Here is a 26,211-nt window from a genome sequence, read left to right as displayed (position 1 = left end):
AGGTGATAAAGTAATTCTTTTCAATAGCAATAATACATATTTTTTTATAATAAATGGATTTTGGGGTGTTGGCAATGGAAAATGAAATCATTGTTCCTCTCTTACCACTTAGAGGCTTATTAGTTTATCCAACAATGGTTTTACATTTAGATGTTGGTCGTGAAAGGTCAGTTCAGGCTTTAGAAAAAGCCATGGTAGAAGATCATATCATCTTTTTAACGACCCAAACAGACCTATCTGTAGATGACCCAGGACTTGAAGATATCTATAAGGTTGGAACATTAACAAAGGTAAAGCAAATGCTGAAGCTACCTAATGGTACAATCAGAGTATTAGTAGAAGGGCTCACGCGAGCAGAAATTGTAGACTTTCTTGATCAGGAGAATTACGCTTCTGTCAAAGTGAAGCCGTATGAAGATGACCCTTCAAAGGATATAGAAAGTGAAGCATTGATGAGAACAATGCTTGAGTACTTTGAACAATACATAAAAATTTCTAAGAAAATATCATCTGAAACCTATTCAAGTGTGACAGATATTGAAGAGCCAGGTAGAATGGCAGATATTATCGCTTCACACTTGCCACTTAAGTTGAAAGAAAAACAAGAGATTCTAGAAACATTAGATGTGAAAGAACGCGTTAACAAAATCATCTCAATTATTAATAACGAAAAAGAGGTATTGACCTTAGAGAAGAAAATTGGTCAGCGAGTGAAGCGTTCAATGGAAAGAACTCAAAAAGAGTACTATCTCCGTGAACAAATGAAGGCGATCCAAAAGGAACTCGGTGATAAAGAAGGTAAGACAGGTGAAGTAGCCACTCTGAAAGAGAAGATTGAAGCTGCCGGAATGCCTGAGAATGTTGAAAAAATTGCTTTGAAAGAATTAGATCGCTATGAAAAAATTCCACAAACGTCTGCTGAGAGTGCAGTCATTCGAAATTATATTGAGTGGCTATTAGCACTTCCATGGACGAATGCAACAGAGGATCAGCTTGATATTCATCGTGCAGAAGAAATACTAGAAAAAGATCACTATGGATTAGAAAAAGTAAAAGAGCGTGTATTAGAATATCTAGCTGTCCAACAGCTTACACAATCTTTAAAAGGTCCAATTCTTTGTTTAGCTGGACCTCCTGGAGTTGGAAAAACGTCACTTGCTCGTTCAGTAGCTAAATCATTAGGTCGTAACTTTGTTCGTATTTCCCTTGGTGGAGTACGTGATGAATCAGAAATTAGAGGACATCGTAGAACGTATGTAGGTGCAATGCCAGGTCGAATTATTCAAGGAATGAAGAAAGCAAACACGGTCAATCCTGTCTTTTTATTAGATGAAATTGATAAAATGTCGAGTGATTTCAGAGGAGATCCATCTGCAGCTTTGCTTGAAGTATTAGATCCTGAACAAAACAGTACGTTTAGTGATCACTTCATTGAAGAGCCTTATGATCTTTCGAAAGTAATGTTTATTGCAACGGCGAATAATTTAGGAACGATTCCTGGACCTTTACTAGATCGAATGGAAATCATTACGATTGCAGGTTATACAGAGCTTGAAAAAATTCATATCGCCAAAGATCATTTGCTTCAAAAGCAAATTGATGAGCATGGATTACAAAAAGGTAAATTACAGATGCGTGATGAAGCTATTCAAAATGTGATACGCTATTATACACGAGAAGCAGGTGTGCGTGGACTAGAACGACAGCTCGCTACCATTTGTCGTAAGGCTGCAAAGATCATTGTGTCTGAGGACCGTAAGCGAATTGTAATCACAGATAAAAACCTCGAGGAATTCTTAGGGAAACCTAAATTCCGTTATGGTCAAGCGGAAGTCGAAGACCAAATTGGTGTATCAACAGGTCTTGCTTATACGGCGTTTGGTGGAGATACATTATCGATTGAAGTCGCCCTTGCTCCTGGAAAAGGAAAACTAGTTCTTACTGGTAAGCTTGGTGATGTGATGAAGGAATCTGCTCAAGCGGCATTTAGTTATATCCGTTCTAAAGCAGATGAACTGAATATAGATGCTAATTTTCATGAGAAAAATGATATTCATATTCACGTTCCAGAAGGTGCTGTTCCTAAGGATGGTCCGTCAGCTGGGATTACAATTGCAACAGCATTAATCTCAGCCTTAACAGGTCGCCCTGTTCGAAAAGAAGTAGGGATGACAGGAGAAATTACCTTAAGAGGTAGAGTGTTACCAATTGGGGGACTAAAGGAAAAATCGTTAAGTGCTCACAGAGCAGGCTTAACGAAGGTGATTGTACCTAAAGAAAATGAAAAAGATTTAGACGATATTCCAGAAAGTGTTCGAAGCGGATTAGAGTTTGTCCTTGTTTCACACTTAGATGAAGTATTAGAACATGCATTAGTAGGTGTAAATTAAATGAAAGTAACACAAGCAGAAATAATTATAAGTGCGGTCAAGCCAGAACAATACCCTGATACAGACCTACCAGAATTTGCGTTAGCTGGTCGTTCAAATGTTGGGAAATCTTCTTTTATCAATAAGATGATTGCACGTAAAGCATTAGCAAGAACATCCTCAAAGCCAGGAAAGACACAAACATTGAATTTCTATTTAATTAACGAAATGCTTCATTTCGTCGATGTTCCTGGTTATGGGTATGCCAAGGTGTCAAAAACAGAAAGAGCAGCATGGGGGAAGATGATTGAGACGTACTTAACAAGAAGAGATCAGCTAAGAGCTGTTGTTCAAATTGTTGACCTTCGCCATGCGCCATCTAGTGATGATGTGATGATGTATGATTTTGTGAAGCATCATAATATTCCTGTCATTGTTATTGCGACAAAGGCGGATAAAATTCCTAAAGGGAAATGGGAAAAGCATTTAAAGGTTGTAAAACAAACACTTAACTTTGACCCAAATGACCAAATCGTCGTCTTCTCCTCAGAAACAGGATTAGGAAAAGACCAAGCGTGGGCAGCCTTGAAGAGTTTTATGTAATTTAAGAGCATTTGTAAACTGCTGAGCAGACTGAATATACGGAGACTCCCGCGGGATGAGTGACCAAAAGTGAGACCCCACAGGAACGTAGTGACGAGGAGGCTCACCGGGCACCCCGCAGGACGCGGAGTGTATTCAGGCTGCGGGCTAATAGAGTGCTGGATCAAACAAAAAGAGACTTCAAAAAAGTCTCTTTTTGTTATTTCTTCTTAATAAATAATAGATAAAAGCCAATTCCGATGAGGATGACTGGCCAGAAGCGGGTGATCAAGGATAGGCCTGATCCTAATGCTCCAAGTTGATTGATAAAAGCATCATAGTTTAATAGTAATAAAGCAAATGCCATCAAAATAAATCCTTGTGAATACTCAACCTTCGTCTTAAGTGATCGCAAGATAAACCCGAGAGCCACAATAAACACCAGCATTCCAAAATGATCTGGCCAAATGGACAAAGTATTCATTGGATGAAAATGAAAGCCAAATCCGGTTAAGATCACTCCTGGTAATATTTGACTGTGGTCATTTGCACTATAGGCTTGTACTAGTAAGGCAATCCCAATAATCATCACCAAAGTTGACCATGAAAAGAAGCCCGTAAAGAGTGTGATGCTTAGCTGTTGCAAAAGAAAGTAGGTACCTATTCCAATTAAGATGATACCAGGAAAGATGCTATGTTTTTTCAAAACCATGTACCTCCAATATGGTAGTATTGAATACTTGATTAACAAAGTTTTTTTTGGTATTGTACTCTTTGTAAGTTTAACAGGAGACGGGCATTTTTTCTTAATATGTAATCATTCTTATGTAAATCTTACCATAGAGATTCACATTCTGTTCACATTTTTTTTGAATGGAAAAATAAAGACATGTTATAATATCATTAGGATTTATTGGATATTTTTGACCTTATTGGTTTTATACTATATTGCTATTACTTAACTTATAAATTAAATTTTGGGGGTGTCATCGAATGCATGTCATAGTTGTCGGATTAAATTATAAAACGGCCCCTGTAGAAATACGTGAGAAACTATCATTTAATACGACTGATCTAGCAGATGCGATGAAACAGCTCAAAGCAAGAAAAAGCATTTTAGAGAATATCATCATATCGACATGTAACCGTACAGAAATCTATGCGGTTGTTGATCAGTTGCATACAGGACGACATTTTATTAAATCTTTTTTAGCTGATTGGTTCGGAATTGAGAAAGCTGAATTCACACCATTCTTGAACATCTATGAGAATGATGGAGCAATTGAGCATTTATTTAATGTAACGTGCGGACTTAATTCAATGGTAGTTGGAGAGACACAAATCCTTGGACAGGTTCGCTCAAGCTTCCTATTAGCACAGCAAGAAAATACGATTGGTACAGTGTTTAACCAGCTTTTCAAACAAGCAGTGACTCTTGCTAAGCGTGCACATGCTGAAACGGATATTGGTGCAAATGCAGTATCAGTAAGCTATGCTGCTGTTGAGCTTGCAAAGAAGATCTTCGGAAACATTGCTAATAAGCATGTACTCATACTTGGTGCAGGAAAAATGGGTGAGTTAGCTGTTCAAAATCTTCATGGTAGTGGAGTGAAGAAAGTAACTGTTATCAATCGAACATTTGAAAAAGCTAGGGAGTTAGCAAAGAAGTTTGATGGAGATCCGAAGAGGTTAGAAGAGCTTCAATGCGCGTTAATGGAAGCTGATATAATGATTAGCTCAACGGGTGCAAAAGGATATGTCATTACAAAGGACATGATGGAAACTGTAGAGCGAATGAGAAAAGGTCGTCCATTGTTTATGGTTGATATAGCGGTTCCACGGGACTTAGATCCTGAGCTTTCTGAGCTAGAGAGTGTATTCTTATACGATATCGATGATTTAGAAGGTATTGTAGAAGCAAATATGCAGGAACGTAGAAAAGCTGCTGAAGCGATTGAACTAATGATTGAAGCAGAAATGGTTGAATTCAAACAATGGTTAGGAACACTAGGTGTGGTTCCTGTGATTTCTGCTCTTCGTAAAAAAGCGTTAGCTGTTCAAGCAGAAACGATGGAAAGCATTGAACGCAAAATGCCTAATTTAACTGACCGTGAGAAAAAGCTCTTAAACAAACATACAAAGAGTATTATCAACCAATTACTAAAAGATCCGATTTTGAAAGTGAAAGAACTTGCGGCAGATACAAATGCAGATGAATCATTAGAGCTATTTATGAAGATATTTGATATTGAAGATGCAGTAGAAGCTGAACGAGAAGCGCAATCCCAGCGGAAAGACGTTGTGGAGCAATCTGTGCTAGGTCCATTAAAAGAGCCTTCTCTACAGTCATAGGAGAGGAATTCTAAAATGGAGATGAATCTGACAAGACTGCATGAATTGACGGTAATCTTATATGCAATCTGTGTTCTTTTATACTTTATAGATTTTCTTCATAATAACCGGAAGGCAAACACAGCTGCCTTCTGGTTACTTGCATTTGTATGGCTTTTACAAACAGCCTTTTTAGTCTTTAGAATCATTGAGACAGGCAGATTTCCGATTCTAAGTTTAATAGAGGGATTATATTTCTTTGCATGGGTGTTAGTTTCTCTCTCTTTAATCATAAATCGGTTATTACGAGTTGATTTCACCGTCTTTTTTACCAATATCATTGGTTTTTCAGTAATGGCGATACATACCTTTGCACCAAATCAGCATGGAGGCTCAGCAGTTGAATCTGGACAGCTTGTTTCAGAGTTATTAATGATACATATTACAATGGCGATCTTATCTTATGGTGCTTTTTCACTATCCTTTGTTTTTTCAATGCTGTACCTGATTCAATATAATCTATTGAAAAAGAAAAAATGGGGGAAACTCCTGTTAAGATTGGAAGATTTGTCAAAACTAGATCATATGTCATATGTATTAAATGTAATCGGAGTACCGATGCTCTTACTGTCGCTCCTTTTAGGAGTACTGTGGGCATATATTTCTATTAACACATTACCTTGGTATGATGTTAAGGTATTAGGGTCATTTATGGTACTCTTAGCATACAGCTTTTATATTTATAAAAAAGTTGTCATTGGACTTCAAGGGAAATCCATTGCATTATTAAATATAGGATCGTTTTTAATTTTATTAATTAACTTTTTTCTATTTGGAAGTTTATCACGCTTTCATTTCTGGAATTTATAGCAGGAGGCTACTATGCGGAAAATTATTGTTGGCTCAAGAAGAAGTAAGCTTGCACTTACACAAACAAATTGGGTAATTGATCAACTGAAAAAATTAGGTGCACCATTTGAGTTTGAAGTGAAGGAAATCGTAACAAAGGGTGATCAAATCCTTGATGTAACCTTATCAAAAGTTGGTGGCAAAGGCTTATTTGTAAAAGAAATTGAACAAGCTATGCTAAACAAGGAAATTGATATGGCTGTACATAGTATGAAAGACATGCCTGCCGTTCTACCTGCAGGCTTAACAATTGGCTGTATCCCACACCGTGAGGATCATCGCGATGTCATTATTTCAAAGGGCCATGTGCCATTTAGTGAATTGCCAAGTGGGTCAGTAGTTGGAACGAGTAGCTTAAGAAGAAGTGCTCAATTACTGGCGACACGACCAGACTTAGAAATTAAATGGATTCGTGGAAACATCGACACAAGACTTGCTAAGCTTGAAAATGATGAATATGATGCCATCGTCTTAGCAGCGGCTGGGTTGGCTCGTATGGGCTGGTCTAAGGATGTTGTGACAGACTATTTAGATCCAGATGTGTGTTTACCAGCAGTAGGTCAAGGCGCATTGTCAATCGAATGTCGTGAGGATGATCATGAGCTCTTAGATGCGTTAGCATTGCTTAATGACCTCGTAACTTCAAAGACCGTCACTGCTGAGCGTGCATTCCTTCACAAAATGGAAGGTGGTTGTCAGGTGCCAATCGCTGGGTTTGCTGAACTTACCCAAGACGAAGTAGCATTAACTGTCCTTGTTGGCTCTCCGGATGGAAAAACAATTTACAAAGAAATCGTTCGCGGTACTGATGCGATGGAGGTAGGACATGAGGCAGCTGCTAAGCTATCTGAATTAGGTGCGAAGGATTTAATAGATCGTGTGAAACAGGAGCTTGATCAGTAATGGGCGAACGTCTTCCTCTTTCTGGTACACGTATTTTAGTGACGAGAGGAAAAGACCAGGCAAATGAATTTTCTACACAAATAAAAGAACTAGGAGGAATTCCAATTGAAGTTCCTCTTATCGCCTTTACATATCCGGAAAGTAATGCAGATATCAGAGAAAAAGTTGCTAAGCTAGATACATATGATTGGCTCATTTTTACTAGTAAAAATGGGGTTGATTTCTTTTTTGAGGCAATGGTAGTTCATCAATCTGCTTTACCTAAAATAGCAGTGGTTGGTACAAAGACGAATGAAGCATTGATGAAAAAAGGATATCAAGCCGATGTCATTCCTACTGATTTTGTGGGAGAAGGCTTAACTGCTGCTCTAAAACCAATGATAAAACCTGGTGAAAGATTTTTACTTGCAAGAGGGAATTTATCAAGATCTCATATCCCAACTGAATTGCAAGCAGCTGGTGGAGTCGTTGATGATTTAATTATTTACGAAAATAGAGAAAATGAAAGTGAAAAGGATAGGCTTATCGAGATATTAAGAGAGAAGCAAGTAGATGTGATTACATTTACTAGTCCATCAACAGTTGTAAACTTCTTGAAGTTGGTAGAAGGACACCCTTGGAGAGAGTGGTTGAAAGAGGTTAAAATTGCCTGTATAGGTCCAATTACAGAAAACGCTCTTATTAAGGCTGAGATAGATGTTCACGTTTGTCCTGCTGTGTATACAACGAAAGAGATGTTATCAGAGCTGGTTCGGTTTTACGAAAAATAGAGGAGGAATACAAAATGCAAGAGTTACAATTTAATCGTCATCGACGACTACGTCATTCGGCCAATTTACGTTCATTAGTTCGTGAAACACATCTTAGTGTGGATGATTTAATCTACCCAATCTTTGTTGTCGAAGGTGAAAATAAACGAAATGAAGTACCATCTATGCCAGGTGTGTTTCATTTATCATTAGACTTGTTAGTGAAAGAAATAGATGAAGTGGTCAGCTTAGGTATTAAGTCTGTGATTCTGTTTGGTGTGCCAGATCACAAGGATGAGCTGGGAACTCAAGCTTATCATGATAATGGTATCGTTCAACAAGCAACTCGAGTGGTAAAAGAGCATTATCCAGAGCTTGTTATTATTGCAGATACATGTCTATGCCAATATACTTCACATGGTCATTGTGGCATTGTTGAGGGTGGACAGGTTCTTAATGACCCAACATTAGATTTATTAGCAAAAACAGCTGTAAGCCAAGCGAAGGCTGGGGCTGATATTATTGCTCCTTCTAATATGATGGATGGCTTCGTTGCTGCAATTCGTTACGGATTAGATGAAGCAGGATTTGGTCATATTCCAATTATGTCTTATGGTGTGAAGTATTCTTCAGCATTTTATGGCCCATTCCGTGATGCGGCACATAGCACTCCACAATTTGGAGATCGTAAAACCTATCAAATGGACCCTGCGAACCGTTTGGAAGCTATAAGAGAAGCTGAAAGTGATCTTCAGGAGGGTGCAGATTTCATGATTGTAAAGCCAGCCCTATCTTATTTGGATATTATTCGTGATGTGAAGAATAACTTCAATGTTCCTGTTGTTGCTTATAATGTTAGTGGTGAGTATTCAATGGTGAAAGCAGCTGCCGCGAATGGCTGGATCAATGAAAAAGAAATCGTGATGGAAATGCTGACGAGCATGAAGCGAGCTGGCACAGATTTAATTATTACGTATTTCTCAAAAGACGTTGCACGTTGGTTAGCTGAAGATAAATAAAAAGGATGAAAGGAGTTATTTGCAGATACTTTTGAGGAAAGCTTTAAGAGAAAGCAACCATACTGCTAATGACTCCTTTTGTTGTATATAGGAATTTTGATTTATTTTACATAGTAATAGAGATGGACTACTAGCAGGCTGAATACACGTAGACTCCCGCGGGATTAGTAGCCAAAGTGAGACCCCGCAGGAGCTAAAGCGACGAGGAGGCTCACCGGTTACCCCGCAGGACGCGGAGTGTATTCAGACTGCGGGTTTTAACACATTATTATATAAAGCAGTATACATAAAAACCAAGATAGAAAGGATTTGTTCGTTCATGCGTAGTTATCAAAAGTCTACTGAAGCATTTGCAGAAGCAAAGAAAATTATGCCAGGGGGCGTAAATAGCCCTGTCCGTGCATTTAAATCAGTTAATATGGACCCAATATTTATGGAAAGAGGAAAAGGCTCCAAAATCTATGATATTGACGGAAACGAATACATTGACTATGTCCTATCATGGGGACCACTTATCCATGGTCACGCTGATGACAGAGTCGTAGAAGCGATTAAAAAAGTAACAGAGTCAGGAACAAGCTTTGGTGCACCAACACTTGTAGAAACAAAACTAGCGAATCTTGTCATTGAACGTGTTCCATCGATTGAAGTAGTGCGTATGGTTAGCTCAGGAACTGAAGCAACGATGAGTGCCCTTCGTCTTGCACGAGGATATACTGGTCGGAACAAAATCATGAAATTTGAAGGATGCTACCATGGTCATGGGGATTCTTTACTTATTAAGGCAGGTTCAGGGGTTGCTACATTAGGCTTACCTGATAGCCCAGGTGTACCAGAAAGCATCGCCAAAAACACGATTACAGTGCCATATAATGATTTAGAGAGTGTCCGCTATGCATTTGAACAATTCGGTGAAGACCTAGCTGCTATTATCGTTGAACCAGTAGCAGGAAATATGGGAGTTGTTCCTCCACAACCAGGATTCTTAGAAGGCTTACGTGAGATCACGTCAGAATACGGTACACTATTAATTTTTGACGAGGTTATGACTGGCTTCCGTGTCGATTATCATTGTGCCCAAGGCTTCTATGGGGTAACACCTGACTTAACATGTCTAGGGAAAGTAATCGGTGGTGGTCTTCCAGTTGGAGCTTATGGTGGGAAAGCGGAAATCATGGATCAAATTGCACCAAGTGGTCCAATTTATCAAGCAGGTACTTTATCTGGAAATCCACTTGCAATGACAGCTGGATATGAGACATTGATTCAATTAACGCCAGAAAGTTATCTGGAATTTGGTAAGAAAGCGGATCGATTAGTAGAAGGCTTAGGTGCTGCTGCACAGAAGTACGACATCCCGCACAGATTAAATCGTGCTGGTTCAATGGTTGGATTCTTCTTTACATCAGAAGAAGTGACTAATTATGATCAAGCGAAGACATCAAACTTAGAATTTTTCGCAAGCTTCTATCGTGATATGGCAGACCAAGGGATTTTCCTACCACCATCACAATTTGAAGGATTATTCTTATCAACTTCGCACACTGCTGAAGACATTGAAAAAACAATTGCAGCTGCAGAAGTAGCTTTTTCAAAACTACGAGCATAACCAACAATTGGTGACTGCCACCAAAAGTGGGATGAAATTTGTCCCATTACATATAGATTTATTTAAAAAAGGATGTGTATACATCCTTTTTTGTATCTTCAAAATTCAATATTCCTAAAACAACTATCATAATTCCTCTTGTTCAAACATAAATCTGTATTGTCATAGGTAAAAGTTTTGCAGGTATTGAAAGGAGGAGTTGATATTGTCATCAGAGAACAAATCGTATTTACGATTTTCAGTAGAAGAGTCTGTGTGGTTTCAAAAGGGACAGGAAGTCTCTGAGTTAGTGTCCATCTCATTAGATCCAAATATCGTTATTCAAGAACATGATCAATACGTGTCTATTCGTGGTGCATTACAGCTAACAGGAGAGTATCGTATAGAGGAAAATACTTCAGAAGATGATGACCGTGATTTCACATCCGTTCGTGTCGTAAATGAAGTGGTTACTCGTGAGGATGGAGTTAGTGTACTCTCTCATAACTTTCCCGTAGACATCACCATTCCAAAGAATCGTATACAAAACTTGGATGATGTGTACGTAGCGATTGAGTCATTTGATTATGAGTTACCAAAAAGAGGCTGTCTGGAGCTAGTTGCTGATTTATCAATTAGTGGAATCTACGGCAACCAACAAAGCGTCCCATCTGTAGAGGAGACTCAGGAGGAGGCTCGGCCCGTAGAGCTTAACTACCCTGCTAGTTATTCACCAGAAACTGTTGACGTCACTGAATCAGTAGCCTCACCTGTTGAAGAAGCCGAGAAAGAGCCCGAACTCGCTTTTCGTGCCAGTCAGGAAGATGAGCCGGTAGTTAAACAGCCAGAAGTTACCTTTAACAGTAATGACGTATTTACGAAGGAAGACGAGGACTTCTCACCAAGATCACTTCTGAATGAAGATGATTCTACAGAGGTAGAGACAGTTAATATGGACCTTTATTCTATTCCTGATCACTCAAGTGATGACAAAGAAGAAGATCTATACACTCCTTTTGAAGTCGAAGCAAGGAAAGAAATTTATTCTGAGGTAGAAGAGGAAGTGGTTGAGGAGAATACACCAGCTCCTGACGAATTCGTCCCAGATGCTCTAACTCAGTTTGAAGAAGAAGTACCTGCGCCTGAAGTGCTAGAGGTTCAAGAGCCAGAACCAGAGCTAGAACCAGAACCAGTGAAGCAGCCACAATTACAGGTGGAGTTTAAAGGTAGACCTGAGGAAAAGTATCATTTTGGTGAATCAAAAAGCAATTCAAAAGCGGTAGCTGCTGTTGAGGAAAGAGAAGTCGGACAGGGACAAGAAGAACCTGTGAAACGAAGTGAAAATGCGCTTTCCTTAACAAAGATATTTACTCGTGAAGATGAAGAAGATTTCACAAAGATGAAAATCTGTATTGCTCAACATAATGATTCACTAGAAACCATTTCAGAACGCTATGAGGTGTCTGTACAGGCGTTACTTAGAGTAAATCAATTATCAGAAGACATTCATATTAATGATGGACAGTTGTTGTATATTCCAGTCTCTAAATAAGCTAAGCAAAACAGATGAGTGAGGTCTAATGGCCTCACCTGTTTTATTTTTTCACCATAGAAAGAGGGTGAATCGAGTAAATGGCCGTTATGGAGAAACTTGATTATGGAGAGATTCTGAAAGCATACCAATTACAGGTTGATCAAATTGAAGAGCACAGTAGGAATGTATTGAAGATTCATACAAAGCAAGGTCAATATGCGCTGAAATCAATCTCAAAGAATCAAGATTTGCGTTTCATTTATCATATTGGAGAGCTATACAGTCAAGGCTATACAAGAGTCATTCCTATCTTCAAAACAATCAATGGACAATTTGTGGTTGAACGCGCAAATAAATTTTACTATTTAATGCCATGGCTAAATAATGAATCGTCTCTTGAACGGAGTGAAAGATATCAGCAAATGTTTAGACAGGTAGCTCGTTTGCACACAGTGACAAGGAAAGAATTGAATTTCGATGAAGAAGATGTGAAACAGTATTACACAGGCTTAAAAGAGAAGTGGGAGAACAGAAACAAATTTCTTGAAGGCTATGTTGATCGTTGTGAAAATCAATTATATATGTCTCCGTTTGAGCTGCAATTTGCTTCATATTTCACAGAAATGATGCAGGCTTGTCAGTTTGCGCGTGCAAGGTTAGATGAATGGTATGGGCTGATGAAAGAGGTTAAGTCATTTCGAACGGCCTTCACACACGGGAAAATCTCAATCAAGCATTTCTTATACGATTCAAATAACAAGGGCTATTTATTGAGTCCAGAGAAACTAAAACATGCCTCGCCTGTTAATGATCTTGTTTCTTTTTATTATCGTACACTCCGAACATATCCTGTTCAAAGTGATGAATGCTTTGAATGGTATAATTATTATAATGAACACTTTCCGCTTAGAGATGAAGAAATCCAATTGTTACTAACTTATTTAACATATCCAGAGCCAATGTATCGGGTAGTTGATTCTTATGTAAATGGAAAGACAAAAGGAAGTGAGCAGGAGTCGGTCAAACAACTGACGAAAGCTTATTGGTTAAACAAAAACATCGAATATCTCGCATCTCACATGATGCAGCAGGAGCATCAAAAAAAGGAACAGAAATTAGCTGAGGAATTTGAAGAAGAACTGGACCCTAAGGATTAACAAAAAGGGCTGACGTTTGTCTGCCCTTTTTAAAACCAATCAAGCTTCAAAGCGCAAGTAATGATAATAAATACTGCAAGCAAAATCACATCAAAAGTGGTTGGAAGGAAAATCGTTCTGACTCCTTGTACAATTGTGATTGGCAGAGTAAATTGTGCACATACCGCTCTTGTTTGACGCAACCATGGCGGATACGTATAAGGATTAATCTTTCTCATTCTCAACATTCCCCTTTCTTGTTGGTGCCAGGCACCAATATCGGGACGGAAAATGTCCCACTCAATACCAAATCGGTGATTCCCCATTAATCAAATATCAATTAGGTAGGTTAGTGTCTTATAATAAAATATGTTTCTCCACCAACGATTGTGCTAATTTACGTAAAAAAAGCCCATACATTTTCTCGAGCGACTGAATAAGTTAATAAAAACTTGGAGAAGATGTTGACGTCTAAAACGATTTTTTTGTACTATAGGAGATAGATTATAATTTTAGAGTAAATACGTTGATAGGGAAGAGTAGACCGTAAACACCTGCAGAGAGAGAAATCAATAGCTGAGAGATTTCTTAGGAATCGTGTACGATTGAATGTCGCCCTTGAGTAGCTTTGATGAACAGACTATTGCTTTTCTAGCATGTCTTAGTAGTTTTATGCCGGTGGACAGCCGTTATCTGATATTAAGAGCATAGATCTTGTACATATTGTTTGACAAGCTATGAATTAAGGTGGTACCGCGGAAAATCAACTCCTTTTCGTCCTTTATTTACAGGGCTAGAAGGAGTTTTTTGTGTGTAAAAGCAGCTGTATCAACGATAATACCAATTGAATTGTAGGAGGAAACACAAATGGCAGGAAATGAATTAAACCTACCAACGAAATATGATCCAAAGACAGTAGAACAAGGTCGATATGAATATTGGCTAAAAGGGAAGTTCTTTGAAGCAACTGGAGACCCGAAGAAAGAGCCTTATACAATCGTCATCCCACCACCAAACGTAACAGGTAAGCTTCACCTTGGTCACGCATGGGATACAACCTTACAAGACATTCTTACTCGTATTAAAAGAATGCAAGGGTATGACGTGCTATGGCTTCCAGGAATGGACCATGCAGGGATTGCAACACAAGCGAAGGTTGAAGCAAAGCTTCGTGAGGAAGGAACGACTCGATATGATCTTGGACGCGAGAAGTTTCTAGAAGAAACATGGAAGTGGAAAGAAGAATATGCAAGCCATATCCGTGAACAATGGTCAAAGGTTGGTCTTGGATTAGACTATTCCCGTGAGCGATTTACCTTAGATGAAGGTTTATCAAAGGCTGTTCGTGAAGTGTTTGTTTCTCTGTATAACAAAGGATTAATTTATCGCGGAGAGCGTATTATTAACTGGGATCCAGCAACAAAAACAGCATTATCAGACATTGAAGTAATCTATCAAGATGTTCAAGGTGCATTCTATCATATGCGCTACCCACTTGCTGATGGATCAGGAACGATTGAAGTAGCAACTACCCGTCCAGAAACAATGCTAGGAGATACAGCAGTTGCCGTACATCCAGAGGATGAGCGATACAAACATTTAATCGGAAAAACTGTCATCCTTCCTATTATTGGCCGGGAAATAAAAATTGTAGGTGACGACTATGTTGATATGGAATTTGGTTCAGGTGCTGTTAAAATAACACCAGCTCATGATCCAAATGACTTTGAAATTGGAAATCGTCATGATTTAGAACGTGTCTTAGTAATGAACGAAGATGGAACGATGAACGCAAATGCAGGAAAGTACCAAGGATTAGATCGATTTGAATGCCGTAAACAAATAGTTAAGGATCTTCAAGAAGCTGACATTCTTTTCAAAATCGAAGAACATACACATTCTGTTGGACATAGTGAACGAAGTGGTGCAGTTGTTGAACCATATCTTTCAACTCAATGGTTCGTTAAGATGCAGCCACTTGCTGATACAGCAGTAGAGTTACAATCTAAAGAGGATAAAGTACATTTTGTCCCAGATCGATTTGAAAGAACCTACCTTCATTGGATGGAAAATATTCGTGACTGGTGTATTTCACGTCAACTTTGGTGGGGACATCGTATCCCAGCTTGGTACCATAATGAAACAGGAGAAGTTTATGTAAATCATGAACCGCCTGCAGATATTGAGAACTGGACACAAGACAATGATGTTCTAGATACATGGTTTAGTTCTGCACTATGGCCGTTCTCTACTATGGGGTGGCCTGATACAAATCATGAAGATTATAAGCGATATTATCCTACAAATGTACTTGTCACTGGGTATGATATCATCTTCTTCTGGGTATCTCGTATGATCTTCCAAGGGCTTGAATTTACAGGGAAACGCCCATTTAAGGATGTACTTATTCACGGACTTGTTCGTGATGCGCAAGGTCGTAAGATGAGTAAGTCACTTGGAAATGGTGTAGACCCAATGGATGTCATCGAGCAATATGGTGCCGATTCATTACGTTACTTCTTATCTACAGGTAGCTCACCAGGTCAGGATTTACGCTTTAGCATGGAAAAAGTAGAATCCACTTGGAACTTCATTAATAAAATTTGGAATGCATCTCGATTTGCATTAATGAATATGGATGGCCTCACCTATGATGAAATTGATCTGACTGGTGAAAAATCAGTAGCAGATAAATGGATTTTAACAAGACTAAATGAAACGATTGAGAATGTAACAAAGCTTGCTGAACGTTATGAGTTTGGTGAAGTAGGTCGCTTACTTTATAACTTTATTTGGGATGATTTCTGTGATTGGTATATCGAAATGGCGAAGCTTCCACTTTATGGGGAAGATGAAGCCGCGAAGAAAACAACACGTTCAATCCTAGCATACGTATTAGATAACACAATGAGATTATTACATCCATTTATGCCATTTGTGACGGAAGAAATTTGGCAAAGCTTACCACACCAAGGTGAGTCCATTACAGTTGCTAGCTGGCCACAAGTGAATCCAGAATTGTCTGATGCTCAAGCAGCAAGTGATATGAAATTATTGGTTGAGATTATCCGTACTGTTCGTAATATACGTGCAGAAGTAAACACGCCAATGAGCAAACAAATTGAGTTGAAAATAAAAGCAAAAGACGAAACAGTCTTGAAGCAGCTTGAAACAAATCGTTCCTACCTTGTTCGTTTCTGTAATCCAAGTGAGTTAACAATTGGAACAGAAATCGAGTCTGACGATAAAGCAATGACTGCTGTTGTAACAGGTGCTGAATTAATTCTTCCGCTTCATGGCTTAATCAACATTGAAGAGGAAATCACACGTCTTGAAAAAGAGCTCGAAAAACTTGATAAAGAAGTAGAACGAGTGGAGAAGAAGTTAGGAAATGAAGGCTTTGTGAAGAAAGCTCCAGCAAAAGTAATAGAAGAAGAAAAAGCAAAGCAAGCTGACTATATCGAAAAGCGTGACGCGGTTCGTAGTCGTATTACTGAATTAAAAGGCTAATGATAAATGTAAAGAGCTGCTGAGAACAAACTCGGCAGCTTTTTATTAAGTTGCATGAAGGATGGAGAGAGGAAAATGATTCATACATACGAGGATGCATTAGAGTGGATTCATTCACGGTTACGATTAGGCATTAAGCCAGGGTTGAAACGAATGGAATGGATGATGAGTCGGTTAGGAAATCCAGAACAGAAAATCAAAGGAATCCATGTTGCGGGTACAAATGGAAAAGGATCAACTGTCTGTTATGTAAGAAATATTCTGGAGCAAGCGGGTTACTCTGTAGGGACATTTACCTCGCCTTACTTTGAAATCTTCAATGAGCGAATTAGTGTGAATGGAATCCCTATTTATAATCAGGAAATCATTGAGCTAGTGAATGTGATTAAGCCGTTAGCTGAGGAGCTTGAAGCAACAGATTTAGGAGGACCATCAGAATTTGAAGTCATTACAGCCATGGCTTTCTATTATTTTGACAAGAATAAGACAATTGATCTTGTGATTTTCGAAACTGGACTTGGTGGTCGATTAGACTCCACTAATATTATTGTACCAATGGTATCGGTCATCACAAATATTGGTTATGACCATATGGATTTTTTAGGGGAGACACTAGGAGAAATTGCCTTTGAAAAAGCAGGGATCATTAAACCAAGGATCCCAGTTATAACAAGTGTCGAGCAAAAGGAAGCCCTTGAGGTAATTGTAGAGCGTTCACATGAGTTAGCTTCTCAGAGCTACATTATGGGAGTGGATTACTTTATAGCGAGTCATCAATCAACAGAATTGGGTGAACAGTTCTCAGTAAGAACTAGTAAGCAACAATACGACCAGCTAGAAATTACGATGAAAGGGGCTCATCAAGTTAAGAATGCATCTTTAGCCGTGAAGGTAATTGAGTATTTAGCAGAAAACAACCATATACAAGTTACAGAAGAAGCGATAAGAGACGGGTTAAAACAATCAATTTGGATTGGTCGCTTCGAGCAAGTTTCTTTCAACCCACCTATTATTCTAGATGGAGCTCATAATCCAGAAGGTGTTCGCAGTTTAATTCAAACTGTGCAAGTGCATTTACAGAATAAGAAGGTCCATATTATCTTCTCTGCAATGAAGGATAAGAAGCTTGAAGAAATGATTGAGCTTCTAATAACAATCGCAGCATCTATTACATTTACTAGCTTTGACTTTCCACGAGTATCAAGTGCAAAGGCATTATATGATTTATCAACTAACACACACATCCTCAGAAATTATAATGAGGTGTGGAAGGAAGCGATTGATCAGAAGGTATCTGAGTTAACTGAAAATGAGGTATTAATTGTGACTGGATCGTTATATTTTCTATCAGAAGTCCGTCCTTATATCCTCGAAAAGTTTTGTTAAGAGGTGTCTTCCGCTTAGGGTGATGACCCTAGTTTTTAGTGACAATTGTCGAAAGATTTGGTAAGATATTGTTATTAAATGTAAAAGATATAAAAAGGTGAAAGGGGGGAAGGTAATTGAATATTAGTAGAAAAACAAAGACTATCATATGGTCTTTATGGATTCTAATTTTTCCAATCACAATGTGGTTAATATATAATCAAACCGAATATACCTTGTTTGGTTATGAGGTTGATCTCTTTAGCTTCTTACTATTAACAATTATCCTTTCCATTCTCCCGATTGTCGTTAATGGAACCCCAATTCTATTTATAGAAGGGGTCTCCCTTGTTGTCTTCTTATATTTCGGTTTGTTTATAGAGATTATCTTCTCCCAATTAGCAATGCTTGTTTTACTTTTGAATATAAAAATAGGTAAGAAGGATCTTCATAGACTTCCAATCAATTCATTAATGTTTTTAGGGGTTTCTATCTTTGGTGGGGGAGTATACTATCTGCTTGGAGGAACTCATGGTAGCCTTGACATGTCATCTGGACATGTACTATTAACCATTTTAGGTTATGAATTGTCGAAATTTTTCGGGAATCACACCATACTCTATTATATTAAAAGATCAGTATATAAAGTAAAAGGTCCTTATTTAAGTAAAGACCTGATGTGGGAAGCCTATTCTAAGCTTTTCCACTTTCCAATAGCAATCTTATTATTTATGCTTTATATCGAAATTGGCTTAGTTGCAGTCTTATATGTTGGGATCCCACTTGTAAGTTTATCGCTTATATTAAAACTATACTACTCTAGTAAGAGGATTAATTCTTATTTACAAAAAACGAGTGAGCTGGGTCATGAACTTGCAGGTCGATTAGAAGTGTCCAGAGTGGTAGATTTATTTATAGAAAAAACGGTAGAAATGCTTCCTGTCGATTATGCCTATATTTTAGATACTGTCGGAGATGAATATTTACAGGTGATTCGTCATTATGAAAAAGGGAATGAGCAAAAATCACAATTCCGTACAATCATTAAAAATCAAGGAATAAGTGGGTCCGTATGGGCGAATGAACAGTCGGTTTTATATAAAACAAAGAAAGAATGGAGAGAAATCGGGGAATTCTATCTTCCTGACACTGTTGAAAGTGTAATCAGTGTTCCGGTTATCCGTCATAAGCGTGTAGTAGCTGTTCTTTTATTTGCATCAAATCGTAAAAGAGCGTTTGAGAAATATCAGTTAAGCATTGTTGAAATATTGGCATCTTATCTTGGAGTTGCAACTGAAAATGCACGACATCATGCAGAAGCAAAAAGGAAGAGTGAACGGTGTGCATTAACAGGCTTGTATAACTACCGCTATCTCGAAGAACTACTTGATTTAGAATATGCGAAAATTCAAACGAACAAAGAAATAAAGCCATTATCGTTGATTTTATTAGATATTGATCATTTCAAAACAGTAAATGATACGTATGGTCATCAAAGTGGTAATGAGATTCTCGTCCAATTAGCGATGAGATTGATTAATATCGTTGGTGATATCGGTACCATTTCTCGCTATGGAGGAGAGGAATTTGTCATCGTATTACCTGATACTGATAAAAAAACAACTCACCTAATTGCAGAAACCGTTCGGCAAATGATTGCAAACCGTCCATTTACCATTCATGACGACCTAGCAGGTGGGAAGAAGATTAAGGTAAGAATTACTGCAAGCATCGGATTTGCAACAGCACCAGAAGATGCAGAAGGACCACTTGATTTATTACGTCATGCAGACCGTGCGATGTATACTGGAGCGAAGCAGGCGGGTAGAAATAAAGTGGCAATGTATGTGAAATAAGTAAAGCACTCACCATAAAAGGGAAGTGCTTTTTTTCTACGAAATATTACTTTTATTGAAAAGGAACTAAGTCAGGATTTGTTATAAATTGATCGATTCCAGCAAATGAAATCGATGGATTCATTCCAGTGAAAAATCCGTCTCTTGTGATAATGATTCCTGTAAAGCCTTGTCCATTAAAGGTAACTCTGCCATTTGGTGCGTATAAGATCCCAGAGAGTGTACTTCCACCAAAATTGGTTAATGTAATATCGCCCTTGCTAACGATCACTACATTCCTAGTATTCTCATGCCAATCATTTTCTGTGAAGGAAGTACGAGAATAAATTCTTGCGCCATTTGTTAATTTCCCACTTGTTCGTACTTGATATCCGTTTTTACTATACCAAGTATCCTCGCGGAATGAAGGTACTTTAATATTAATCATCTTTGGGATGGTTTCAAGATTTAATTGATTGTATCTTTTTTGATTACTTTGAGACATGTTAGGGGCGTTAGTTTGATCTAGAGTGACTCTCCCACCAATATAAGTCTCTTTAGCAATAATTGCAGCTGACCAATTATTAAATGTAACATTTCCAGTGATAATTACTTTTTTTGCTTCAATGATTGCACTACTACCGAAAGTTACATTCCCATCAATGTATACAACATCACTATCGATTCTTGCGCCACCATTATTCAATTGAACATTTCCATCAATTCGAACAATTTCAGTTACATTTTTAATCCCTAATTTTGTACTACTTGAAAAAGTTACATTATTCCCCTTTTTATCAATGTAGATATTTTTAACAGAGACTTCATTATTTCCACCTAAGATTAAATCTTTTTTATTAAGATTGTTAATGACTACAGCGCCAACTTGCGTGCCTTCATTATTTGCATTACTTCTTACAGGGGTAGAGCCAGAAATTCCGAAATCAGACCCATACACAAATATATTATTACTGTATATATACTCATAAATGGGTGGCTCGCTCTCTTTTGGTAAAGGAATTGAGTATTGATTAACTTCTTTACCCTCCAACACAGTATCAATTGAATATGAGTCATTATGCTTCGTATTGACTAAAGAAAGGGCAACCTGTAGTTCTGGTAAGTCTGCTTGGGGAGCGATCGGACCCCAACATTTCCCTTGAGTTAGGGCCTCAGAGTTCAGCTTAACATTTATAGTAATGTCATCTTCCGTTTGTAATTGATCATAGCAGATTGCATTTCTAGCTTGATGTTGTTGTCTCATTTGAGTAATAATGAGGTTAGCCTCTTGTCTTAAATTAATATGAGATTGCGTTTTATCGTTGTATTTTAACGTTGTAGTGAGTACACTATAGCCTAATCCAAGAACCATAGATGAAATAGCTATAGTTGCTAGTAATTCTATTAGTGTAATACCAGCCTGCTGGGAGAGATATTTTTTTATTGATAACATAATTAACACCACACAATATAGAATTTTGACAATAAAGGATGAGAATATGAATAAGTTCACTATTTACTTCAATCAAAAGGGTTTAACATTAATCGAGTTACTTGCCTCAATCGTTATTATTAGTATCATCATTATATCTTTCCTATCAGTATTCTCGCAATTTTTTATTTTTTCTAACAAGCAAGAAGACAAATTAACAGTCATTAATCTTGCGGAGAAGGTTCTATCAGATGTAAAGGATGGGGAAATTAGTGCCTTACCTACATCATCTCAGCCTAACCCAAGACCAGAAGAACTTTTCACTGAAACAATGAATGGAAAATCATATTTTGTTTATGTTGCTAAAATGAACTTGGCAGAGCACAAGCCAAGTGAGCTTGAGCTAGGACTGTCTAGAGTCCAAATTAAAATATATTCAGACAAAAATGTTCAATCATCTACAAAACCTCTCATTCACATTTATGGGTATCTTAAATAAGGAAGTAGGAAAGATTTATGAAGCTCTTAAAGAATCAGAAAGGATATGCACTATTATTAGTCCTTGTTATCATCGTTATTATTGGGATTATTATCCCTCTAATTATGTCAAGTATTACCAATAGTGCACGCCAGTATGAATTAACTGCACAGCATTTGCAAAATGATAAACTTGTATCTATGGGAGAAATGTATATCGAATCTGTGGTTGATCGTATCGTACAAAATGCAAGTGAAAATGCAAATTCGACGGTCACAAAATGCCTTGAAGGTGCTAAAAATTCCAATGATTATAAGAATTGCATAGGTGCTGAATTAGGAAGATACCAACTATCTCCAACAGGAACTTCAGAGATGAATATACAATTAGATTCAAACAATGGTTATAAAATTAAAATCGTCGGTCTAGCAGTGAATGAAAGTAGCATTGGAACGGAAAAGCTATATACTGTGACCGTCAAAGGTACGATTACCCCATTTTTCGGTGGTAAATTTGATACAAGCAGTGCAAGTGAGTTTGAAAGGTCAATTAAGTTGGTAGATATTCCCTGAAAAACAGTAGAATTGGTATTTCATAGAATTTCTAACTAGTTCAAAAGACACATGCACCTTGTAAGTTCAAAAATACAAGTAACATTCCTGTTAATATTGCAAAAACAGTAAAATTCAGCTTTTATATTACTAAAAAATCCTATAAAATAAAATTAAATCTCTTATTCATTGTCGAATGAATAGGTCTAAATTACTATAAAAAGGTGGAAGCTCTGTGGGTTATCTCTTTACATTCATTGCATTCTTAATTTTAGTACCATTGATCAACAAGGTACCACTAGGTCTTAAGCCTCGAACAAAAATGCTTGTCCTGTTGTTAGCATTTTTACTAACCCTATTGGGTGTATTTATGAGTCAGTTTATCAGTATTTATGCTGTAGCTGCATTACTAATTCTTTTGTCAATATTACTTGTAATTTTATTAGGGAATCGTGTTTCTGAAGGCTTTGATGAAGCTTCTTTGCCTACCCATACACAAATAGTTAGACCCAAAAATCGTAAAATAATTGTGTTAGATCAAGCTGGTGATGAGAATCATCAAGATGCATATCTGGTAGAACAATATGAGGAATTTATAGAAGAGGATTCCACTCCTCCAGTCAATACATATGGTAAGACCACATCAGAAGAAGTAGCAGTAACGGAGGAAGAGATTGACAGGAATGACTGGATTAATTCAATAGATATTCAGGAAGATAACGAACGTCAGCACTCCGAACCTGTGGAAACCATCGATCCGATCAAACCTAATGCAGGGTTTGAACAATTACAAGAAATAGTTTTTGAAGATCAAGACAATAAGAAGTAAAGTCGGGAGGAAAGGGGTGCAAGAGTGAATAATCAAGTTAAAATGAAATTTGCAATGATATTAGTTTCATGTGTGATATTTATGTTTACCATTTCTCAAATAGGTACGAAATCCTATAGTGCGTTTATAGCAAATGATAAATTTGCACAAGGAACAACAATCGGTTCTATTGATGTTGGAGGATTATTAAAAAGTGATGCCGAAGCAAAAATCAGTGCAGAAGTTGAGACATGGACGAACACTGGGCAAATTTCTTTGACATTCGGTAATGAAAATGAAATGGTTCCCAAAAATGAGTTGTTACATTTTTCGATCCATGACACTGTTGAAGCAGCTATTTCAGGTCAGAGCACACCATTGATTATACAGGTAAATCAGGAAAGACTTAATCATACAATTGAGTCTTTATCAAATAGAAGAATCACTTCATTTCATGAGAATGAACTAAATCAAGCCATCATTGAAAGTGCGGCTTATCTTGTAACAGATCAAGTGAAGATTGATTTGTTAAGTTATTTAGTAGTAGGTGATCAAAAGGTCATTTCTGAATCGGAAGTTCAACTTGAGAGCATCTCAACAGAACTATCAAATTGGGTGGGAGATGTGAAAGAAATTTCGTTAGCACCACATAAAACATTCTCACTCCTTTCGCTTGTTTCTGAATTAGGTCTAGACCCTAGTAATGAAAGCTTAAGCATTATTGGAACAAGTATTTATCAAACCATTCTGCCTTCAAATATAGAAATCATTGAGCGTCATATTAGTGATCAATTACCTACCTATGCGACACTTGGTTTTGAAGCGCGTGTAGAAAAAGAGAGTAAGGATTTAATGTTATATAATGCTAACCCATTCGAGTACAAGCTGATTTTTACTCGGACATCAAATGGGATGAAAACAGAATTAGTTGGCCCAGACCTTCCAACTAGCTACCGAATTAAGCTTGGGGATATAGAAGAGGTTAAGCCAAGAGTCATTCAACGTTATGATAGTAAGCTAAGCTTTGGAACGTCAACAGAGATTGAATCAGGACAAAGTGGATTAATGGTTAAAGTCATACGAGTGAATGAGCAAGGAACTAGAGCAGAGGAAACAGTCATTTCAGAGGATTACTATAAGCCTATTCATAAAGTGGTTTTGACAAGCTTAGTCAAAACCCCTGTTACACCAACTGAATCGACGGAAGAAAACGAATCAGAAGAAATCGATGAAGATGGTGAGAATACTTCTACCGACAGAACTGAAGGAGATACAACTGATGGGGAAACTCCGCAAACAGGAACCGGTGAAAATGAAGGTTCAAATCAGGCTGTAGATGATAACGATGAAGGCAATGAAAATGATGATGACAATAAAGATGATGAAGATGAGGGGTTTTGGGACGATAGAGTAGATGAGAAATAACAACTTCTTTGAGGTGGGGTCATATGCGAAAAACTAGAAAACGATTAGGCGATTTACTTGTCGAGGGTGGTCTTATTTCAGAAGAGCAGCTGCAACAAGCGCTATCTGAAAAAGGACCGACTCAAAAGCTAGGAGACATACTTTTACAACGTGGTTATTTAACAGAGCAGCAATTAATCGAAGTTCTTGAGTTTCAATTAGGAATTCCACATGTTAGCTTATATCGCTATCCGATTGATACAAGCTTAACATCTTTGATCACAAAAGAGATGGCACAAAGAAATCTGCTAGTCCCTTTGAAAAGAGAAGGGGATAAATTATATGTTGCAATGGCTGATCCAATGGACTTTTATACGACAGAGGATTTACGACTTGCTACTGGATTTCAAATCGAAACAGCGATTGCTTCAAAGGATGACATTGTTCGTACAATCAATAAAATATACGACTTAGATGAAGGTGTGAAGGACTTCATTGAAGAATCATCAGTGGACGTTCAAGAGGAAAAAACATTGGCAAATGATGATTCACCAGTCGTTAAGCTTGTTAATCAGATTCTTCAAAATGCAGTTTCACAACGAGCAAGTGATATTCATATTGATCCTCAGGAAACAAAGGTTGTTCTACGATATCGTGTAGACGGTGTACTTAGAACAGAACGTACCTTGCCGAAAAACATGCAAAGTGTTTTGACAGCAAGAATTAAAATCATTGCTAACTTAAATATTACAGAGAATCGGGTTCCACAGGATGGTCGGATTAAGTTGAATTTGGATTTTCAGGCAATCGATTTGCGTGTATCAACTCTCCCAACCGTCTATGGGGAAAAAATTGTTTTACGTGTGCTTGATTTGAGTGGAGCACTTAATGATTTACAGCAGCTTGGATTTAACAAAGTAAATTTGGAGAGATTCCAAAAGTTAATTGAAAGTCCAACTGGGATAGTCCTGATTACAGGACCAACTGGATCTGGTAAATCATCGACTCTCTATGCAGCATTAAATCGACTTAATTCTGAAGATGTGAACATCATTACTGTTGAAGACCCGGTAGAATATCGCCTAGATGGAATTAACCAAATTCAAGTAAATAGTCAGGTTGGGATGACCTTTGCAAATGGTTTGCGTGCCATTCTTAGACAAGACCCAAACGTTATCATGGTTGGGGAAATTAGAGATCAAGAAACGGCAAATGTAGCAATCAGGGCATCATTAACTGGACATTTAGTCCTTAGTACACTACATACAAATGACTCTCTAGGGACGATTTCTAGATTAATTGATATGGGGGTAGAGCCCTTCCTTGTTGCGACCTCATTATCTGGCGTCGTGGCACAACGTCTTGTTCGCAAAGTATGTAAAGACTGTGCCGAAGAGCATGAGCCTACGAAGCGAGAGCTCGAGATTTTTGCGAAACGTGGCATTGAAATCACAAAAGTGAAACGAGGCAAGGGCTGTGGAACCTGTAACATGACTGGCTACAGAGGTCGAGTGGCGATCCATGAGCTTCTTGAGATGAATGATCAAATGAGAAAAGTCATTATGAATGGGGAATCTTTAACAAAGCTTAGAGAAATTGCAATTAAGAATCGAACGATTTTCTTAATTGATGATGGACTAATAAAAGTAAAGCAAGGAATTACGACGACAGAAGAAGTGCTTCGTGTAGCAATTGCTGAGTAGGTGAA

21 protein-coding genes and 1 other annotated feature are annotated in these 26,211 nt (G+C 37.8%); of the genes, 18 read left to right on the top strand and 3 right to left on the bottom strand.

Annotated features, from left to right (window positions below):
• The first annotated feature begins 74 nt into the window (after window positions 1–74).
• Both lon and yihA read left to right on the top strand, forming a co-directional pair.
• Complete coding sequence (lon, locus tag F7888_RS07780) at window positions 75–2,390, top strand: endopeptidase La (protein ID WP_412095986.1); 2,316 nt, start codon at window positions 75–77, stop codon at window positions 2,388–2,390.
• Window positions 2,391–2,972: a ribosome biogenesis GTP-binding protein YihA/YsxC gene (gene yihA, locus F7888_RS07775; RefSeq protein ID WP_191778612.1), complete on the top strand. Its 582-nt coding sequence runs from the start codon at window positions 2,391–2,393 to the stop codon at window positions 2,970–2,972.
• Window positions 2,973–3,171: 199 nt separating this feature from the next.
• Here yihA and F7888_RS07770 read toward each other — a convergent pair whose 3' ends face one another.
• A complete protein-coding gene (locus F7888_RS07770; RefSeq protein ID WP_318246249.1) occupies window positions 3,172–3,663 on the bottom strand; it encodes a LiaI-LiaF-like domain-containing protein in 492 nt (163 codons plus the stop codon).
• A 281-nt stretch (window positions 3,664–3,944) separates the two neighbouring features.
• Here F7888_RS07770 and hemA point away from each other — a divergent pair, with 281 nt between their 5' ends.
• The 8 genes from hemA (at window position 3,945) to ysxE (ending at window position 13,141) form a co-directional block, all read left to right on the top strand.
• On the top strand, window positions 3,945–5,303 hold the full coding sequence (gene hemA / locus F7888_RS07765) for a glutamyl-tRNA reductase (protein WP_191778610.1): 1,359 nt from the start codon (window positions 3,945–3,947) through the stop codon (window positions 5,301–5,303).
• A gap of 15 nt (window positions 5,304–5,318) precedes the next feature.
• On the top strand, window positions 5,319–6,152 hold the full coding sequence (locus F7888_RS07760) for a cytochrome c biogenesis protein (RefSeq protein ID WP_191778609.1): 834 nt from the start codon (window positions 5,319–5,321) through the stop codon (window positions 6,150–6,152).
• A gap of 12 nt (window positions 6,153–6,164) precedes the next feature.
• Complete coding sequence (gene hemC, locus F7888_RS07755; protein ID WP_191778608.1) at window positions 6,165–7,094, top strand: hydroxymethylbilane synthase; 930 nt, start codon at window positions 6,165–6,167, stop codon at window positions 7,092–7,094.
• Window positions 7,094–7,864, top strand: coding sequence for a uroporphyrinogen-III synthase (locus tag F7888_RS07750; RefSeq protein ID WP_191778607.1), 771 nt, complete (start codon window positions 7,094–7,096; stop codon window positions 7,862–7,864). Before hemC ends, F7888_RS07750 begins: the two co-directional genes overlap by 1 nt.
• A 14-nt stretch (window positions 7,865–7,878) precedes the next feature.
• Window positions 7,879–8,862, top strand: coding sequence for a porphobilinogen synthase (gene hemB / locus F7888_RS07745; RefSeq protein WP_191778606.1), 984 nt, complete (start codon window positions 7,879–7,881; stop codon window positions 8,860–8,862).
• 319 nt (window positions 8,863–9,181) lie between these two features.
• A complete protein-coding gene (gene hemL, locus F7888_RS07740) occupies window positions 9,182–10,471 on the top strand; it encodes a glutamate-1-semialdehyde 2,1-aminomutase (RefSeq protein WP_191778605.1) in 1,290 nt (429 codons plus the stop codon).
• Window positions 10,472–10,676: 205 nt separating this feature from the next.
• A complete protein-coding gene (gene spoVID, locus F7888_RS07735; protein WP_191778604.1) occupies window positions 10,677–12,002 on the top strand; it encodes a stage VI sporulation protein D in 1,326 nt (441 codons plus the stop codon).
• 80 nt (window positions 12,003–12,082) lie between these two features.
• Window positions 12,083–13,141, top strand: coding sequence for a spore coat protein YsxE (gene ysxE, locus F7888_RS07730; protein ID WP_191778603.1), 1,059 nt, complete (start codon window positions 12,083–12,085; stop codon window positions 13,139–13,141).
• Window positions 13,142–13,170: 29 nt separating this feature from the next.
• On the opposite strand, the gene F7888_RS07725 is transcribed toward ysxE, so the two are convergent.
• Window positions 13,171–13,359 carry a hypothetical protein gene (locus F7888_RS07725; protein WP_191778602.1) on the bottom strand — a complete coding sequence of 63 codons (189 nt, stop codon included), beginning with the start codon at window positions 13,357–13,359 and terminating at the stop codon, window positions 13,171–13,173.
• A gap of 278 nt (window positions 13,360–13,637) precedes the next feature.
• Window positions 13,638–13,905, top strand: a binding site (T-box leader).
• An 82-nt stretch (window positions 13,906–13,987) separates the two neighbouring features.
• On the opposite strand from F7888_RS07725, the gene F7888_RS07720 reads away from it, so the two are divergent.
• The 3 genes from F7888_RS07720 to F7888_RS07710 all read left to right on the top strand — a co-directional run bounded on the left by F7888_RS07720 (window position 13,988) and on the right by F7888_RS07710 (window position 19,851).
• Entirely contained in the window at window positions 13,988–16,630 is a 2,643-nt protein-coding gene (locus tag F7888_RS07720; RefSeq protein WP_191778601.1) for a valine--tRNA ligase, read from the top strand.
• Window positions 16,631–16,705: 75 nt separating this feature from the next.
• The gene (locus tag F7888_RS07715) at window positions 16,706–18,016 is read left to right on the top strand and encodes a bifunctional folylpolyglutamate synthase/dihydrofolate synthase (protein ID WP_191778600.1); all 1,311 of its coding nucleotides are present in this window, start codon (window positions 16,706–16,708) and stop codon (window positions 18,014–18,016) included.
• A 116-nt stretch (window positions 18,017–18,132) separates the two neighbouring features.
• Window positions 18,133–19,851, top strand: a complete 1,719-nt coding sequence (locus F7888_RS07710) for a sensor domain-containing diguanylate cyclase (RefSeq protein WP_225228664.1) — start codon at window positions 18,133–18,135, stop codon at window positions 19,849–19,851.
• 52 nt (window positions 19,852–19,903) lie between these two features.
• Here F7888_RS07710 and F7888_RS07705 read toward each other — a convergent pair whose 3' ends face one another.
• Window positions 19,904–21,283 (bottom strand): PulJ/GspJ family protein, encoded by a 1,380-nt coding sequence (locus F7888_RS07705; protein ID WP_191778599.1) that lies wholly within the window; start codon window positions 21,281–21,283, stop codon window positions 19,904–19,906.
• A gap of 46 nt (window positions 21,284–21,329) precedes the next feature.
• Between F7888_RS07705 and F7888_RS07700 the strand changes: the two genes are divergently transcribed.
• The 5 genes from F7888_RS07700 to F7888_RS07680 all read left to right on the top strand — a co-directional run bounded on the left by F7888_RS07700 (window position 21,330) and on the right by F7888_RS07680 (window position 26,206).
• Window positions 21,330–21,761 carry a prepilin-type N-terminal cleavage/methylation domain-containing protein gene (locus F7888_RS07700; protein ID WP_191778598.1) on the top strand — a complete coding sequence of 144 codons (432 nt, stop codon included), beginning with the start codon at window positions 21,330–21,332 and terminating at the stop codon, window positions 21,759–21,761.
• A gap of 17 nt (window positions 21,762–21,778) precedes the next feature.
• Entirely contained in the window at window positions 21,779–22,312 is a 534-nt protein-coding gene (locus F7888_RS07695; RefSeq protein ID WP_191778597.1) for a hypothetical protein, read from the top strand.
• A gap of 214 nt (window positions 22,313–22,526) precedes the next feature.
• Window positions 22,527–23,120 carry a hypothetical protein gene (locus tag F7888_RS07690; RefSeq protein ID WP_191778596.1) on the top strand — a complete coding sequence of 198 codons (594 nt, stop codon included), beginning with the start codon at window positions 22,527–22,529 and terminating at the stop codon, window positions 23,118–23,120.
• A gap of 24 nt (window positions 23,121–23,144) precedes the next feature.
• Window positions 23,145–24,524 carry a G5 domain-containing protein gene (locus F7888_RS22910; protein ID WP_191778595.1) on the top strand — a complete coding sequence of 460 codons (1,380 nt, stop codon included), beginning with the start codon at window positions 23,145–23,147 and terminating at the stop codon, window positions 24,522–24,524.
• Window positions 24,525–24,547: 23 nt separating this feature from the next.
• Window positions 24,548–26,206 (top strand): GspE/PulE family protein, encoded by a 1,659-nt coding sequence (locus F7888_RS07680; RefSeq protein WP_191778594.1) that lies wholly within the window; start codon window positions 24,548–24,550, stop codon window positions 26,204–26,206.
• Window positions 26,207–26,211: the final 5 nt, after the last annotated feature.

The sequence above is a fragment of the Litchfieldia stipae genome (genome assembly GCF_014837155.1).
Lineage (GTDB): Bacteria > Bacillota > Bacilli > Bacillales > Bacillaceae_L > Litchfieldia.
This window is presented reverse-complemented; position numbering and strand designations above follow the sequence as displayed.

What these genes read in the sequence shown, in the direction of transcription:
- lon (WP_412095986.1), top strand. Translation starts at nt 75, where the DNA reads ATGGAAAATGAAATCATTGTTCCTCTCTTACCACTTAGAGGCTTATTA.
- yihA (WP_191778612.1), top strand. Translation starts at nt 2,391, where the DNA reads ATGAAAGTAACACAAGCAGAAATAATTATAAGTGCGGTCAAGCCAGAA.
- F7888_RS07770 (WP_318246249.1), bottom strand. Translation starts at nt 3,663, where the DNA reads ATGGTTTTGAAAAAACATAGCATCTTTCCTGGTATCATCTTAATTGGA.
- hemA (WP_191778610.1), top strand. Translation starts at nt 3,945, where the DNA reads ATGCATGTCATAGTTGTCGGATTAAATTATAAAACGGCCCCTGTAGAA.
- F7888_RS07760 (WP_191778609.1), top strand. Translation starts at nt 5,319, where the DNA reads ATGGAGATGAATCTGACAAGACTGCATGAATTGACGGTAATCTTATAT.
- hemC (WP_191778608.1), top strand. Translation starts at nt 6,165, where the DNA reads ATGCGGAAAATTATTGTTGGCTCAAGAAGAAGTAAGCTTGCACTTACA.
- F7888_RS07750 (WP_191778607.1), top strand. Translation starts at nt 7,094, where the DNA reads ATGGGCGAACGTCTTCCTCTTTCTGGTACACGTATTTTAGTGACGAGA.
- hemB (WP_191778606.1), top strand. Translation starts at nt 7,879, where the DNA reads ATGCAAGAGTTACAATTTAATCGTCATCGACGACTACGTCATTCGGCC.
- hemL (WP_191778605.1), top strand. Translation starts at nt 9,182, where the DNA reads ATGCGTAGTTATCAAAAGTCTACTGAAGCATTTGCAGAAGCAAAGAAA.
- ysxE (WP_191778603.1), top strand. Translation starts at nt 12,083, where the DNA reads ATGGCCGTTATGGAGAAACTTGATTATGGAGAGATTCTGAAAGCATAC.
- F7888_RS07725 (WP_191778602.1), bottom strand. Translation starts at nt 13,359, where the DNA reads ATGAGAAAGATTAATCCTTATACGTATCCGCCATGGTTGCGTCAAACA.
- F7888_RS07720 (WP_191778601.1), top strand. Translation starts at nt 13,988, where the DNA reads ATGGCAGGAAATGAATTAAACCTACCAACGAAATATGATCCAAAGACA.
- F7888_RS07715 (WP_191778600.1), top strand. Translation starts at nt 16,706, where the DNA reads ATGATTCATACATACGAGGATGCATTAGAGTGGATTCATTCACGGTTA.
- F7888_RS07705 (WP_191778599.1), bottom strand. Translation starts at nt 21,283, where the DNA reads ATGTTATCAATAAAAAAATATCTCTCCCAGCAGGCTGGTATTACACTA.
- F7888_RS07700 (WP_191778598.1), top strand. Translation starts at nt 21,330, where the DNA reads ATGAATAAGTTCACTATTTACTTCAATCAAAAGGGTTTAACATTAATC.
- F7888_RS07695 (WP_191778597.1), top strand. Translation starts at nt 21,779, where the DNA reads ATGAAGCTCTTAAAGAATCAGAAAGGATATGCACTATTATTAGTCCTT.
- F7888_RS07680 (WP_191778594.1), top strand. Translation starts at nt 24,548, where the DNA reads ATGCGAAAAACTAGAAAACGATTAGGCGATTTACTTGTCGAGGGTGGT.